A 14,671-nucleotide genomic window follows, 5' to 3' on the forward strand; every position below is an offset into this window, starting at 1 on the left:
TACTCAACAGAAATAAGGGGACTTAGAGTGAACAAGTCGGAACTGATCGATGCTATCGCCGCATCTGCTGATATCCCGAAAGCTGTTGCCGGTCGCGCTCTGGACGCGGTGATCGAGTCCGTAACTGGCGCCCTGAAGGCTGGTGACTCCGTCGTACTGGTCGGCTTCGGCACCTTCGCTGTCAAAGAGCGTGCTGCTCGCACCGGTCGCAACCCGCAAACCGGCAAGCCGATCAAGATCGCTGCTGCTAAGATCCCGGGCTTCAAGGCCGGTAAAGCCCTCAAGGATGCCGTTAACTAAGCGTCTTTTTGGACTTGACCTGGATCGGTTCAGCCTTGGCTGAACCGATCACGGAGCGGTGAGCCGGCAGGCTTCAAACCAGTCGGACTCACAGGGGTCACGGGCTCAAGCCCGCAAGCTCCACCAGTTACGAGAAGGCGCATCCTCGGATGCGCCTTTCTTATATCCGCCTTTTTTTTCACGCCGCGCCGCCATTGACGGCTGGCCGCGTTCGCGCCGGGGGCCGCATGCTGCAAAACATCAGGGACAATTCCCAAGGCTGGATCACCAAGACCATCCTGGGCGTGATCGTTGTCCTCATGGCTTTGACCGGGTTCGATCAGATCATTCGCGCAACCCATCACGAGAACGTCGCTGCCCAGGTCAATGGTGACGATATCGGCCTGCCGGAACTGCAGCAGGCCGTGGACATGCAGCGTCGCCAACTGATGCAGCGTCTGGGCAAGGACTTCGATGCGTCCATGCTTGACGACAAGCTGCTCAAGGAATCTGCGCTGAAGTCGCTCATCGAGCGTAGGCTGGTGCTGCAGGCGGCTCAGAACGACAAGTTCGCCTTCTCCCAGCAGGCCGTGGACCAGCTCATCCTGCAGACTCCGGAATTCCAGGTGGACGGCAAATTCAGCGCTGACCGCTTCGATCAGGTTATCCGCCAGATGGGCTACGACCGCATGCAGTTCCGCCGCATGTTCGGCGAGGAAATGCTGATCGGCCAACTGCGCGCCGGCATCGCCGGTACCGGTTTCGTCACCGATGATGAGCTGAGCGCCTTCGCTCGTCTGGAAAAGCAGACCCGTGACTTCGCCACCCTGACCCTCAAGGCCGACCCGGCCAAGAGCAAGGTAGAAGACAGCGAAATCAAGGCGTACTACGACGCCCATAGCACCGAGTTCATGACGCCCGAGCAGGTCACCATCGACTACATCGAGCTGAAGAAATCCGGCTTCTTCGACCAGGTCGAAGTGAAGAAGGAGGACCTCGATGCCCTCTATCAGAAGGAAATCGCCGGCCTGGCCGAGCAGCGCGATGCCGCGCACATCCTGATCGAGGTGAACGACAAGCAGAACGATCAGCAGGCCAAGGCCAAGATCGACGAGATCAAGGCGCGCCTGGACAAGGGTGAGGACTTCGCCAAGCTGGCCAAGGAGCTGTCCAACGACACCGGCTCCGCTGCCAACGGTGGTGATCTCGGTTATGCCGGCCGTGGGGTCTACGATCCTGCCTTCGAGGAGTCGCTGTACGCGTTGAAGAAGGGCGAGGTCTCCGCGCCGGTCAAGACGTCCTACGGCTGGCACCTGATCAAGCTGCTGGGCGTCGAAGCGCCTGAGGTTCCGACCTTCGACAGCCTGAAGGCGAAGCTGGAGAAAGAGGTCAAGACCCAACTGGTCGAGCAGCGCTTCGTCGATGCGACCAAACAACTGGAAAGCTCCGCCTACGAAGCTTCTGACCTGGCGCAGCCCGCCCAGGACATGCGCCTGAAGGTGCAGACCAGCAAGCCATTCGGCAAGGAAGGCGGCGAAGGTGTCACTGCGAACCGCCAGGTGATCCAGGCTGCGTTCGGCACCGAGGTGCTGGAAGACGGTGCCAACAGTGGCGCCATCGAGCTGGATCCGGACACCGTGGTCGTGCTGCGCGTGAAGGAGCACCACAAGCCTGAGCAGGAAACCCTCGCGCAGGTGAGCGACAGCATCCTCAAGCGCCTGCAGGTGGAGCATGCTGCGGCCGACGCCAAGACCCGTGGCGAAGCCCTGCTGGCAGGTCTGCGCGATGGCAAGGTCGCGTTGGCCAAGGCTCAGGAAGGCCAGGAGTGGAAGGTCGTCGAAGCGGCCGCCCGCGGCCAGGAAGGTGTCGATCCGGTCGTGCTGCAGAGTGTGTTCCGCATGGCTCGTCCTGAAGCCGCCGACAAGCCCAGCCTGGGCGGTGTGGCGTTGCAGAATGGCGACTTCGTACTGGTCAAGCTCAATGGTGTGAATGAGCCGGAAGCGAAGCCGACCGAGGAAGAGAAGGCGATGTACCAACGCTTCCTCGCCTCGCGTAGCGGCCAGGATGATTTCTCCGCGTTCCGCCGTTATCTGCAGGATCAGGCGAAAGTCGAGAAATTCGACGAAGCCAAGAAGTAACGAACGGGGCCGCGCAAGCGGCCCTTGTTCTATCAGGCAAAGAAAAAGGCCGCATCTGCGGCCTTTCGTTCATCTGGCGGACGAGGTTAGTCGTCGCTCAGCGGGCCCATGGCGGTGGTGTTGAAGCCGCCATCGACATAGAGGATTTCGCCGCTGATGCCGCTGGCCAGGTCCGAGCAGAGAAACGCGCCGGCGTTGCCGACTTCCTCGATGGTCACATTGCGGCGCAGCGGCGTCTGGCGCTCATTGGCGGCAAGCATCTTGCGGAAGCTCTTGATGCCCGACGCGGCCAGGGTGCGAATGGGGCCGGCGGAGATCGCGTTTACCCGCGTACCCTCCGGGCCGAGGCTGCCGGCCAGGTAGCGTACGCCGGCCTCCAGGCTGGCCTTGGCCATGCCCATCACGTTGTAGTTGGGCAGGGTGCGCTCGGCGCCCAGGTAGGAGAGGGTGAGCAGGCTGCCGTTACGGCCCTGCATCAACTCGCGGCCGGCCTTGGCCAGGGCGATGAAGCTGTAGGCGCTGATGTCGTGGGCGATACGGAAACCGTCGCGGGTGGTGACCGCGGTAAAGTCGCCGTCGAGCTGGTCACCTGGCGCAAAGCCCACTGAGTGGACGATGCAGTCCAGTCCGTCCCATTGTTTTGCCAGCGCGGCGAAAACGGCCTCGATGTCGGCGTCGTTGGCCACATCGCAAGGGAAGCACAGCTGCGCATTGGAGCCCCAGTCGGCGGCGAATTCTTCGACCCGCCCCTTGAGCTTGTCGTTCTGGTAGGTGAAGGCCAGCTCGGCGCCTTCGCGATGCATCGCGGCTGCGATACCGGAGGCGATGGACAGCTTGCTGGCGACGCCGACGATCAGGACGCGCTTACCTCTGAGAAATCCCATAGTCACTCCTTGTTCGTGTGCGGAGTCAGGCCGGCGCCGGGACCAGGAAGGCGGCCTCCAGCAGTTGCTGGGTATAGGTGTGCTGCGGCGCGGCGAAGACCTCGTCGGCCATGCCTTGTTCGACCACCTTGCCATGACGGATCACCATCAACTGGTGGCTCAGCGCTTTCACCACCGCCAGGTCATGGCTGATGAACAGGTAGGTCAGGTTGTACTTCTCCTGCAAATGCCGGAGTAGTTCCACCACTTGACGCTGCACGGTGCGATCCAGCGCGGAAGTCGGCTCGTCCAGCAGGATCAGCGCCGGCTTGAGCACCAGTGCGCGGGCGATGGCGATGCGCTGCCGTTGGCCGCCGGAGAATTCGTGCGGGTAGCGGTGTCGGGTGTCGGGGTCGAGGCCGACTTCCTTCAGGGCCGCGATGATCGCCTGCTCGCGCTCTTCGGCCGAACCGGTGCCGTGGATTTCCAGGCCTTCACCGACGATCTGGCCCACCGACATGCGCGGGCTGAGGCTGCCGAAGGGGTCCTGGAAGACGACCTGCATTTCGCGCCGCAGCGGCCGCACCTCGGCTTGACTCATGCCCTCCAGTGCCTGGCCCTCGAAGCGGATACCGCCCTGGCTATTGATCAGTCGCAGGATGGCCAGGCCCAGGGTGGACTTGCCGGAGCCGCTCTCGCCGACGATGCCCAGGGTCTGGCCGCGGGGCAGGCTGAAGTCGATGCCGTCGACGGCCTTGACGTGATCGACGGTCTTGCGGAACACGCCTTTCTTGATCGGGAACCACACGCGCAGGTCGTTGACCTCCAGCAGTGGCGCTCCTGGCTCGTTCTGCGCGGGGCTGCCACTGGGCTCGGCTCCGAGCAATTCGCGCGTGTAGGGGTGCTGTGGGGCCTCGAAGAGGGCTTCGCAGTCGGCCTGCTCGACAATACAGCCGCTCTTCATCACGCAAACGCGATGGGCGATGCGCCGCACCAGGTTGAGGTCGTGGGTGATCAGCAGCATGGCCATGCCCAGGTGCTGCTGCAGGTCGCGCAGCAGGTCGAGGATCTTCAGCTGCACGGTGACGTCAAGGGCCGTGGTCGGTTCGTCGGCGATCAGCAGCTCCGGTTCGCAGGCCAGGGCCATGGCGATCATCACCCGCTGGCGCTGGCCGCCGGAGAGCTCGTGCGGATAGGCCTTGAGGCGGCTGGCAGGGTTGGGGATGCCCACTAGGTCCAGCAGCTCCAGCGTGCGTGCGCGAGCCTGGGCGCCGTTCATGCCTTTGTGCAGCGCGAGGACTTCGCCGATCTGCTTCTCGATGCTGTGCAGCGGGTTCAGCGAGGTCATGGGTTCCTGGAACACCATGGCGATGCGGTTGCCGCGAATCCCGCGCAGCTTGCGCTCGGGGAGCTTGAGCAGGTCCTTGCCGGCGTAGTGGATGCTGCCAGAGGGATGGCTCGCGGTGGGGTAGGGCAGCAAGCGCAGGATGGAGTGCGCGGTCACCGACTTGCCGGAGCCGCTTTCGCCCACCAGCGCCAGGGTCTCGCCCTTGCGGATGTCGAAGCTGATGTGTTCCACCGCGCGTACCTGTTCCTCGCCACAGAGGAAATCGACGGACAGGTCGCGGACTTCGATGAGGTTCTCGTTCTGGTTCATCTCATTTCCTCGGGTCGAAGGCATCGCGGGCGGCTTCGCCGATGAACACCAGCAGGCTGAGCATCACGGCCAGCACCACGAAGGCGGTGATGCCGAGCCAGGGCGCCTGCAGGTTGGACTTGCCCTGGGCGACCAGTTCGCCCAGCGACGGCGCGCCGGCGGGCAGGCCGAAGCCGAGGAAGTCCAGGGAGGTCAGGGTGCCGATCGCGCCGGTGAGGATGAAGGGCATGAAGGTCAGGGTGGAGATCATCGCGTTGGGCAGAATGTGGCGGAACATGATCGCCCCGTTGCGCATGCCCAGGGCGCGCGCCGCGCGCACGTATTCCAGGTTGCGGCCACGGAGGAACTCGGCGCGCACCACGTCCACCAGGCTCATCCAGGAGAACAGCAGCATGATCCCCAGCAGCCACCAGAAGCTCGGCTGCACGAAACTGGCAAGGATGATCAGCAGGTAGAGCACCGGCAGGCCCGACCAGATTTCCAGGAAGCGCTGGCCGAGCAGGTCGATCCAGCCGCCATAGAAGCCCTGCAGCGCGCCCACGACGACGCCGACGATGGAGCTGAGCACGGTGAGGATCAGGGCGAACAGTACCGACACGCGGAAGCCGTAGATCACCCGCGCCATCACGTCGCGCGCCTGGTCGTCGGTGCCCAGCCAGTTTTCCGCGGTGGGCGCGGAGGGCGCCGGTACGCGCAGGTCGTAATTGATGGTGTCGTAGCTGTAGGCGATCGGCGGCCAGAGGATCCAGCCGTTCTTCTGCGCGATCTGCTCGCGCATGTACGGACTCTTGTAGTTCGCCTCCATGGGGAACTCGCCGCCGAAGGCGGTTTCCGGGTAGCGCTTGACCACCGGGAAGTACCACTCGCCGTCGTAGCGGATGGCCAGGGGCTTGTCGTTGGCGATCAGTTCCGCACCCAGGCTGAGGATGAACAGCGTGAGGAACAGCCAGAGCGACCACCAGCCACGCTTGTTGGCCTTGAAGCGCGCCCAGCGGCGCTGATTGATGGGAGACAGGCGCATCGGATTACTCCCGGTTCTCGAAGTCGATGCGCGGATCGACCAGCGTGTAGAGGACGTCGCTGACCAGCTTCATGATCAGACCGAACAGGGTGAAGATGAACAGCGTGCCGAACACCACCGGGTAGTCGCGGTTCAGCGCCGCTTCGAAGCTGAGCAGGCCCAGGCCGTCGAGGGAGAAGATCACCTCGATCAGCAGCGAGCCGGTGAAGAAGATGCCCAGCAGGGCCGAGGGCAGACCGGCGATGATCAGCAGCATGGCGTTACGGAACACGTGTCCGTAGAGCACGCGGCGCTCGGTGAGGCCCTTGGCGCGGGCGGTGACGACGTACTGCTTGCCGATCTCGTCGAGGAAGCTGTTCTTGGTCAGCAGGGTGATGGTCGCGAAGTTGCCGATCACCAGCGCAGTGATGGGCAGCGCCAGGTGCCAGAAATAGTCGCGGACCTTGCCGGCCCAGGTCAGCTCGTCGAAGTTGTTGGAGGTCAATCCTCGTAACGGGAACCAGTCCCAGTAGCTGCCGCCGGCGAACAGCACCACCAGCAGGATGGCGAAGAGGAAGGCGGGGATCGCGTAGCCGACGATGATCGCCGAGCTGGTCCAGACGTCGAAATGGCTGCCGTGGCGCACCGCCTTGGCGATGCCCAGCGGGATCGACACCAGGTACATGATCAGCGTGCTCCACAGCCCGAGGGAGATGGAGACCGGCAGCTTCTCGACGATCAGGTCGGTGACCTTGGCGTCACGGAAGAAGCTCTGGCCGAAGTCCAGGTGCACGTAGTTCTTGAGCATGATCCAGAAGCGTTCGGGTGCCGGCTTGTCGAAGCCGTACATCTTCTCGATTTCCTTCACCAGCTCCGGGTCCAGGCCCTGGGCGCCGCGATAGTGCGTGCCGGCGGCAGGGACTTCACCGCCGCCGCCGGAGATGCGTCCGGTGGCGCCGCCGCTGGCGGCATCGAAGCCTTCCAGCTTGGCGATCATCTGCTCCACCGGGCCGCCGGGGGCGGCCTGGATGATGATGAAGTTGATCAGCAGGATGCCGAACAGGGTGGGGATGATCAGCAGCAGGCGCCGCAGGATGTAGGCCAGCATCACTCGGCCCCTTGGGCGACGGCGCCGCCAACGGGCGTTTCGGCCGCGGCCTTGGCGTCCGTATTGGTTGGCACAGCCTTGTCGCGGGCCTGCCACCAGGTCTGCAGCGCATAGCTGTAGGGCGGCAGTTTTTCCGGGTGGGCGATGCGGTTCCAGTAGGCGATGCGCCAGTTGCCCAGGTACCAGTTGGGCACCACGTAGTGGCCCCAGAGCAGCGCGCGGTCCAGCGCGCGGGCATGGCGCACCAGGCTTTCGCGGGAGCCCGCGTTGATCAGGCCTTCCACCAGGGCATCGATGCCCGGGTCGCGCAGGCCGATGAAGTTGCGGCTACCGGGCTTGTCGGCGCTGCTGGAGTGCCAGAACTCGCGCTGCTCGTTACCCGGGGAACTGGACTGCGGCCAGCTGCTGACGATCATGTCGTAGTCCCGCGAGCGCAGGCGGTTGATGTACTGCGAGACGTCGACCCGGCGCAGTTGCATGTCGATACCCAGCTCCGCGAGGTTGCGCTTGAACGGCAGCAGCACGCGCTCGAAGTCGGCCTGGGCGAGCATGAACTCGAAGCTCAGCTGTTTGCCGTCGGGACCGACCATCTTGTCGTTCTCGATCTTGTAGCCGGCGTCGAGCAACAGCTGGTAGGCCTTGCGCTTCTGCTCGCGGATGATGCCGCTGCCGTCGCTGGTGGGAGGCACGTAGACCTGGGTGAATACCTCGGGCGGCAGCTTGTCGCGCAGCGGCTCGAGAATCTTCAGCTCCTCGGCGTCAGGCAGCTGCTTGGCGGCCATTTCGGAGTTTTCGAAGTAACTGCCGTCGCGCAGGTAGGAGCCGAAGAACAGCTGCTTGTTGGTCCACTCGAAGTCGAAAAGCTGGCTGATCGCCTCGCGCACGCGCGGGTCCTGGAACACCGGGCGGCGGATGTTGAAGGCGTAGGCCTGCATGCCCCATGGATTGCCGTTCACCGGCTCCTCGCGAACGATGCGGCCATCGCGCACGGCTGGCGAGTCGTAGGCGGTCGCCCAGTTCTTCGCGATGCGCTCGTCGTTGAAGTCGAACTGCCCGGCCTTGAAGGCCTCCAGGGCGACGGTGAGGTCGCGGTAGGACTCCACCACCACAGCGTCGAAGTTGTTGAAGCCGCGGTTCACCGGCAGCTTGTCGCCCCACCAGTCCTTGACCTTCTCGTAGCGGATCGAGCGGCCGGCCTCGACCTTGGCGATGCGGTACGGGCCGCTGCCCAGCGGCGGTTCCATGTTGGTCTTGTTGAAGTCGCGGCTGGCCCACCAGTGCTTGGGCAGGATCGACAGCTGGCCGAGGATCAGTGGCAGCTCGCGGTTGTCGCCGTGCTTGAAGTCAAAGCGCACGCGCAGCTTGTCCTCGGCCACCACCTTGTCGACGTCCGCGTAGTAGTTGCGGTACATCGGGTCGCCGTCCTTCATCAGGGTTTCGAAGGTGAACACCACGTCTTCGGCGGTGACCGGCGTGCCGTCCTGGAAGCGCGCTTCGGGGCGCAGGTAGTAGCGGACGAAGCGGTGCTCCGGGTCCTTCTCGATCTTCTCGGCAAGCAGGCCGTATTCGGTGAAGGGCTCATCGAGGGAGTGGAAGGTGAGGGTATCGTAGATCAGGTTGATCTGCGGGGCCGAGTTGCCCTTGGCAATGAAGGGGTTGAGGCTGTCGAAACCTCCGAAGTCGGAGAGACGCAGCGTTCCGCCCTTGGGCGCATCCGCATTGACGAAATCGAAGTGCTTGAAGTTGGCCGGGTACTTCGGCGCCTCGTCATACAGGGTGATGGCGTGCTGCGGCGCGGCCTGCGCACTGCCCAGCAGTCCCAGCAACAGGCCGGCGCAGAGCGCGGCGCGGCGGGGGCTTTTCATAGGGTGTTCTCCTGGTCTTTTTGCCACCACGCGCGCAAGCCCAGTGTGTAGGGCGGCGTGGTGACGAAGGCGAAGCGGTTGCGGTACGCCAGTCGATGTTTGTTCAGGTACCAGTTGGGAATGCTGTAGTGCTGCCACAGCAGCACCCTGTCCAGGGAGCGGGCGGCGGCTTCCTGCTGGTCGCGGTCGGTGGCGCCCAGCAGTTTTTCGAGCATCGCGTCCACCACAGGGCTGGCGATGCCCGCATAGTTCTTGCTGCCCTTGACCGCCACCTGGCTGGAATGGAAGTACTGCCATTGTTCGAGGCCGGGGCTCAATGTCTGGGGCAGGGTCATCAGAATCATGTCGTAGTCGAACTGGTCCAGACGCTGTTTGTACTGGGCGCGGTCCACGGTGCGCAAGCTCGCATCGATACCAATGCTGGCGAGATTCTCGCGATAGGGCTGGAGTACCCGCTCCAGGCTGGGATTGACCAGCAGGATTTCGAAGCGCAGCTGTTTGCCGTTGGCATTCAGAAGCCGGTCGCCGGAGAGCTTCCAGCCGGCTTCGCCTAATAGACCCAATGCGTGACGCAGGGTTTCCCGCGAAATGCCGGCCCCCTTGGTCACCGGCACGGTGAAGGGGCGCTTGAACAATGCTTCGGGCAGTTGCTGACGGTAAGGGGAGAGCAGCAGCCACTCCTTGCCCTGGGGCGCGCCGGTGGCGGCGAAGGTACTGTTGGGGTAGTAACTGCTGGCGCGCACGTAGGCATCGTTGAACAGTGCGCGGTTGGTCCATTCGAAATCGAACATCATCCCCAGCGCTTCGCGCAGACGGCGATCAGCGAAGGTCGCACGGCGGGTATTGAGGAACAGCGCCTGGGTCTGGGTGGGGATCTGGTGGGGGATTTCCACCTTCACCACTTCACCGCGGCGCACAGCCGGGAAGCGGTAGTTGCTGCGCCAGTTCTTCGCCTGGTGCTCGATGTAGAAATCGAATTCACCGGCCTTGAAGGCTTCGAAGGCGATGCCGGCGTCTCGATAGAAGTCCACTTCGACCCGGTCGAAGTTGTACTTGCCGCGGTTCACAGGCAGGTCCTTGCCCCACCAGTCCTTGACCCTCTCGAACACCAGGCGGCGCCCCGGCACTACTTCGGTGATGCGATACGGACCACTGCCCAACGGCGGATCGAAGGTGGTGGCCTGGAAGTCGCGGCCTTTCCAGTAGTGCTGTGGCAGCACCGGCATTTCGCCCAGGCGCAGGATCAGCAGCGGATTGTCATGGCGCTTGAAGACGAAGCGGATGCTCTGCGCGGAAAGGATGTCGACCCGCTGCACCTCCTGCAGGTTGGTGCGGTACATCGGGTGGCCATGCTTGAGCAGGGTGCGGTAGGAAAATGCCACGTCGTAGGCGGTGATCGGCTTGCCGTCGTGGAAGCGCGCTTCCGGGCGCAGGTTGAACACCACCCAGCTGCGATCCTCGGCGTACTCCACGCTACGGGCGATCAGGCCGTAGCTGGAGGCGGGCTCGTCGCCCGAAGGGTCGTAGAGGCCGGTGCCGACCATCAGCGGCTCATTGAGCTCGCTGACGCCGTATTGCAGGAAGTCCGCGGTGCTGACGGGCGGGCTGCCCTTGAAGGTATAGGGATTGAGCGTGTCGAACGTGCCCAGGCCCATCAGCCGCAGCAGGCCGCCCTTGGGGGCCTTGGGGTTGACCCAGTCGAAATGGTCGAAGCTGGCCGGGTATTTGAGGTCGCCGAACTGCGCGTAACCGTGGCTCTCGGTGATCTGGGCGGAGGCGGGCAGGCCCAGGAAGAGTCCCAGGAACAGGAGAGACAATCGACGCATCAGGCGTAGGATCCGATCCTGGCTGGCTGAGGGAGAGTTGCGTCGTACAGTAGCAGCTTGTCCTGGCTGCCAGAAGACATGCGGCCGGGGCGATGCCGCCCCGGCGCGAAAGCGGGATCAGCGGCTGGCGGTGTCGAGGTACAGGGTAATGGTCTGGCCCGGCTTCAGGGCTTTGCCACTGCGCGGGTTCCAGCGCTTGATGTGCTGCATCTCGACGTTGAAGCGCTTGGCGATCAGGTACATCGAGTCGCCTTGCTTGACCTTGTAGTAGGTCGCGGTGTCCTGCTTGGCCTTGCTGCTGGAGGCCACCTGGGTGGCTGCGGCCTTGCCGCCCTGCAGGGTGAGGGTCTGGCCGGGCTTCACGCCATGGCTGTCGAGCTTGTTCCAGCGCTTGATGTCGGCGACATCGACATCGTTCTTCTTGGCGATCTGCCAGAGGGTGTCGCCGCTCTTCACGGTGTAGCTACGGCTGCTGGCGCGAGCGCTGGGGACCGCCTTCGAACGGTCCACCTGGGCCAGTTGGCGCGGGCTTTCCGGCTCGATGGTCGGACGGCCGGGCTGGCCAGGAATGACCAGGGTCTGGCCATTGCGCAGGCGGTTGGCGCTCAGGCGGTTGGCCGCCTTGAGCTCGGCAACGCTCAGGCGGTAGCGCTGGGCGATGCTGTGCAGGCTGTCACCCTTGCGCACGCGGTAGTGCGCGTTGCTGGCAACCTTGATCTCGACCGGCTGCATGTTGGCCACGCCAGCCTGCAGGGTATCGGCCTTGTCCAGCGGCACCAGCAGGTGCTGCGGGCCGTCGAGGGTTACCTTGCGCTTGAAGGCCGGGTTGAGCTGGTAGAGCTCGTCCTCGTCCAGGTCGGCCAGGGCGGCGACGCGGGAGAGGTCCAGGCCCGGCTTGATGCGGATCGAGGTGAAGTAGGGCTGGTTGGCGATCGGGCTGAGGTTGATGCCGTAGATGGTCGGCGCGTTGACCAGTTGCGACAGGGCCAGCAGCTTGGGTACGTAATCCTGGGTTTCCTGCGGCAGTGGCAGGTTCCAGTAGTCGGTCGGCAGGCCGAGCCGCTCGTTGCGCTCGATCGCACGGCTGACGGTGCCTTCACCGGCGTTGTAGGCGGCCAGCGCGAGCAGCCAGTCGCCGTTGAACATGTCGTGCAGGCGGGTCAGGTAGGTCAGCGCGGCATTGGTCGACGCGGTGATGTCGCGGCGGCCGTCGTAGAAGTTGGTCTGGCGCAGGTTGAAGTGCGTGCCGGTGCTCGGGATGAACTGCCAGAGGCCCACGGCCTGGGCGCGCGAGACCGCCATCGGGTTGTACGAGCTCTCGATCACCGGGAGCAGAGCCAGTTCCAGCGGCATGTCGCGCTCTTCCAGGCGCTCGACGATGTAGTGCATGTACGGCGCGCCGCGTTCGCTGGCGTTCTCCAGGAACGACTGGTTGCCCATGAACCACAGGCGCTGGCGCTCGATACGCGGGTTGGTGTCGATCTGGTCCTGCAGTTGGAAGCCGCCACGCATGCGCTCCCAGATGTCGTTCTGGGCGCTGGCCGACCAGGCAGGGTTGAACTGCATGTCGACGGCCCGCGCGGCGGGACGGGACGTACTGGCGAGATCGGTCCGCTGGGTCGACTGGCAGCCGGCCAGGCCCGCGGCGAGCAGAACGATGGAGACTCGAATGGCTCGTGCCAATGCGTCTAGATCGGAGGTCTTGCTGGTCTTTGGCGGCATTGGCTGATGACTGTGTCCGGGGCAAAAATTTCGGGGATTCTAGGAATCGCGGTTGCCCTGGTCAAGATTTCGCCAACCGTTAGAACTGGTCCTTCCAGCGGCGAATGGTCGCAAAGACCTCCTCGGGGGCGCGTGTTTCCTGGCCGCTCCGCTCGTCGGCGATTTTCTTAACGGATATTTCCGATACACGGAGGAAAGGATTCGTCGCTCGCTCCAGGCCTATAGAAGAAGGGAGGCTGATCTTCCCTTGCTCACGCCAGCGGGTGACCTCTTCGAACCGCGCGCGCACGTCCGGATTCTCCGGTTCCACGGCGCAGGCGAAGCGCAGGTTGCTCAAGGTGTACTCGTGGGCGCAGTAGACCTGCGTCGGGTCCGGCAGCGCCGCGAGCCGGCTGAGGGAGTCGTACATCTGCGCTGGCGTCCCCTCGAACAGGCGGCCGCAACCCGCGGCGAACAGGGTGTCGCCGCAGAACAGCAGCGGCTGGTTGGCGTCCGCATGGAAATAGGCAATGTGCCCCAGGGTGTGGCCGGGAACATGGATCACCTCGAAGCCCAGGCCCAGCACCTCGACATGGTCGCCGTCGTTCAGCGCGACGTCCCGCGCGGGAATCTTCTCGCTGGACGGGCCGAGCACGCGGGCGCCGGTCTCGGACTTGAGGCGGGCGACGCCGCCGACGTGGTCGGCGTGGTGGTGGGTAACCAGGATGTCGGTCAGCTTCCAGCCTGGATGGGCCTGGAGCCATTGTTCCACGGGCGCGGCGTCGCCCGGATCGACCACCGCGCACTCACGGCGATTCACATCCTGCAACAGCCACAGGTAGTTATCGGAAAAGGCGGGCAGTGCGTCTATCTGTATCATGGAGGGAAAGTCGCCAAGTGGTGGGCATTGGCGCATAGTAGTGCGGATACGCACATTTGTGTCGCGCTGTCCCACAGGGGGTAGTGATGATCGAAGAACCCTTCGCCCAGGCCGATGCCGACTGGCTGGAGCTGATTGCACAGGCACGCGGCTGGCTGGCCGGTCCGATTGGCGGAATGATGCTCGCGGAAGAACAGCGCCTGCTGATCAATGAGCTGGAGCGTTATTTCGGCGGCTACCTGGTGCACTACGGCCCGCATGCCGAGCTGCCGGCCAGTACCGGTAACATTCAGCGCGGCGTGCGTCTCGGCCCGCCGTTGCCGGGCGTCGAGATCGCCTGCGACGAGGGCGCCTGGCCGCTGGGCGAGCACGCCGCAGACGTGGTGCTGCTGCAGCATGGCCTGGATTTCTGCCTGTCACCCCACCGCCTGCTTCGCGAAGCCGCACGCAGCGTACGGCCGGGCGGTCATCTCCTGGTCGTCGGGGTCAATCCCTGGAGTGCCTGGGGCATTCGCCATTACTTCGCCCGCGATGCCTTGCGCCGCGCGCGCTGCATCTCGCCGACACGGGTCTGCGACTGGCTGAACCTGCTGGGATTCGCGCTGGAGAAACGCCGCTACGGGTGTTATCGTCCGCCGCTTGCATCGGCGAAATGGCAGGGCCGCCTGGCCCGCATGGAGACCTGGGGACCCGTCCTGCAAGGCTCCGGCGCCGGCTTCTATCTATTGGTGGCGCGCAAGCTGGTGGTCGGTCTGCGGCCATTGCGCCAGCCCCGCCGCGAACCGCGTGGCCAGTTGGTGCCGCTGCCGGTGGCCAAGGTCAGTCGCCGCGATTCCGAGTCCTGAATACGAGTCCAATGAGCGAAGAGAAAGTCGAGATCTACACCGACGGTGCCTGCAAGGGCAATCCGGGTCCTGGCGGGTGGGGCGCCGTGCTGTTCTACAAGGGCGCCGAGCGCGAACTGTGGGGCGGCGAGGCGGAAACCACCAACAATCGCATGGAACTGATGGCCGCCATCATGGCCCTGGCCGCGCTCAAGCGGCATTGCGACGTGCGCATCGTCACCGACTCGCAGTACGTCATGCAGGGCATCACCGAGTGGATGGTCAATTGGAAGAAGCGCGGCTGGAAGACCGCCGCCAAGCAGCCGGTGAAGAACGCCGACCTGTGGCAGGCGCTGGACGAGCAGGTGAACCGGCATAATGTCGAGTGGCGCTGGGTGCGCGGCCATACAGGCCACCCCGGTAATGAGCGCGCCGACATGCTTGCCAACCGCGGCGTGAGCGAGCTGCCGCGCTGAGAATCCCGAAATTCAGTTCATGGCCGCCCGCCATAGCCCGGGCGGATCAACCGC

The 14,671-nt window shown here is 64.2% G+C and carries 12 protein-coding genes; 4 read left to right on the forward strand and 8 right to left on the reverse strand.

All coding sequences use genetic code 11. The features are described 5' to 3' along the window. Positions 1–27 precede the first annotated feature (27 nt). Positions 28–300 (forward strand): nucleoid-associated protein HU-beta, encoded by a 273-nt coding sequence (gene hupB / locus JVX91_RS15805; RefSeq protein ID WP_003087931.1) that lies wholly within the window; start codon positions 28–30, stop codon positions 298–300. A gap of 227 nt (positions 301–527) precedes the next feature. Beyond that, the gene (locus JVX91_RS15810) at positions 528–2,417 is read left to right on the forward strand and encodes a SurA N-terminal domain-containing protein (RefSeq protein WP_205335144.1); all 1,890 of its coding nucleotides are present in this window, start codon (positions 528–530) and stop codon (positions 2,415–2,417) included. A gap of 86 nt (positions 2,418–2,503) precedes the next feature. Here the strand turns inward: JVX91_RS15810 and fabI are convergent, their stop codons facing one another. The 8 genes from fabI to gloB all read right to left on the reverse strand — a co-directional run bounded on the left by fabI (position 2,504) and on the right by gloB (position 13,317). Further along, positions 2,504–3,301, reverse strand: coding sequence for an enoyl-ACP reductase FabI (gene fabI, locus JVX91_RS15815; RefSeq protein WP_205335145.1), 798 nt, complete (start codon positions 3,299–3,301; stop codon positions 2,504–2,506). A 25-nt stretch (positions 3,302–3,326) separates the two neighbouring features. Next, positions 3,327–4,937 carry an ABC transporter ATP-binding protein gene (locus JVX91_RS15820; RefSeq protein ID WP_205335146.1) on the reverse strand — a complete coding sequence of 537 codons (1,611 nt, stop codon included), beginning with the start codon at positions 4,935–4,937 and terminating at the stop codon, positions 3,327–3,329. A gap of 1 nt (position 4,938) precedes the next feature. Further along, the gene (locus JVX91_RS15825) at positions 4,939–5,958 is read right to left on the reverse strand and encodes an ABC transporter permease (protein ID WP_205335147.1); all 1,020 of its coding nucleotides are present in this window, start codon (positions 5,956–5,958) and stop codon (positions 4,939–4,941) included. Positions 5,959–5,962: 4 nt separating this feature from the next. Further along, the gene (locus JVX91_RS15830; protein WP_205335148.1) at positions 5,963–7,045 is read right to left on the reverse strand and encodes a microcin C ABC transporter permease YejB; all 1,083 of its coding nucleotides are present in this window, start codon (positions 7,043–7,045) and stop codon (positions 5,963–5,965) included. Further along, entirely contained in the window at positions 7,045–8,910 is a 1,866-nt protein-coding gene (locus JVX91_RS15835; RefSeq protein WP_205335149.1) for an extracellular solute-binding protein, read from the reverse strand. Before JVX91_RS15835 ends, JVX91_RS15830 begins: the two co-directional genes overlap by 1 nt. Next, positions 8,907–10,736, reverse strand: coding sequence for an extracellular solute-binding protein (locus JVX91_RS15840; protein WP_205335150.1), 1,830 nt, complete (start codon positions 10,734–10,736; stop codon positions 8,907–8,909). Before JVX91_RS15840 ends, JVX91_RS15835 begins: the two co-directional genes overlap by 4 nt. 117 nt (positions 10,737–10,853) lie before the next feature. After that, positions 10,854–12,458 (reverse strand): LysM peptidoglycan-binding domain-containing protein, encoded by a 1,605-nt coding sequence (locus JVX91_RS15845; RefSeq protein ID WP_205335151.1) that lies wholly within the window; start codon positions 12,456–12,458, stop codon positions 10,854–10,856. A gap of 79 nt (positions 12,459–12,537) precedes the next feature. Further along, a complete protein-coding gene (gene gloB, locus JVX91_RS15850; protein WP_205335152.1) occupies positions 12,538–13,317 on the reverse strand; it encodes a hydroxyacylglutathione hydrolase in 780 nt (259 codons plus the stop codon). Between the two features lie 89 nt (positions 13,318–13,406). Here gloB and JVX91_RS15855 point away from each other — a divergent pair, with 89 nt between their 5' ends. Then, positions 13,407–14,162, forward strand: coding sequence for a methyltransferase domain-containing protein (locus tag JVX91_RS15855; protein WP_205340022.1), 756 nt, complete (start codon positions 13,407–13,409; stop codon positions 14,160–14,162). An 11-nt stretch (positions 14,163–14,173) separates the two neighbouring features. Further along, entirely contained in the window at positions 14,174–14,617 is a 444-nt protein-coding gene (gene rnhA, locus JVX91_RS15860; RefSeq protein ID WP_017519541.1) for a ribonuclease HI, read from the forward strand. Positions 14,618–14,671: the final 54 nt, after the last annotated feature.

The organism is Pseudomonas sp. PDNC002, assembly GCF_016919445.1.
In the GTDB taxonomy this organism is placed as follows: domain Bacteria; phylum Pseudomonadota; class Gammaproteobacteria; order Pseudomonadales; family Pseudomonadaceae; genus Pseudomonas.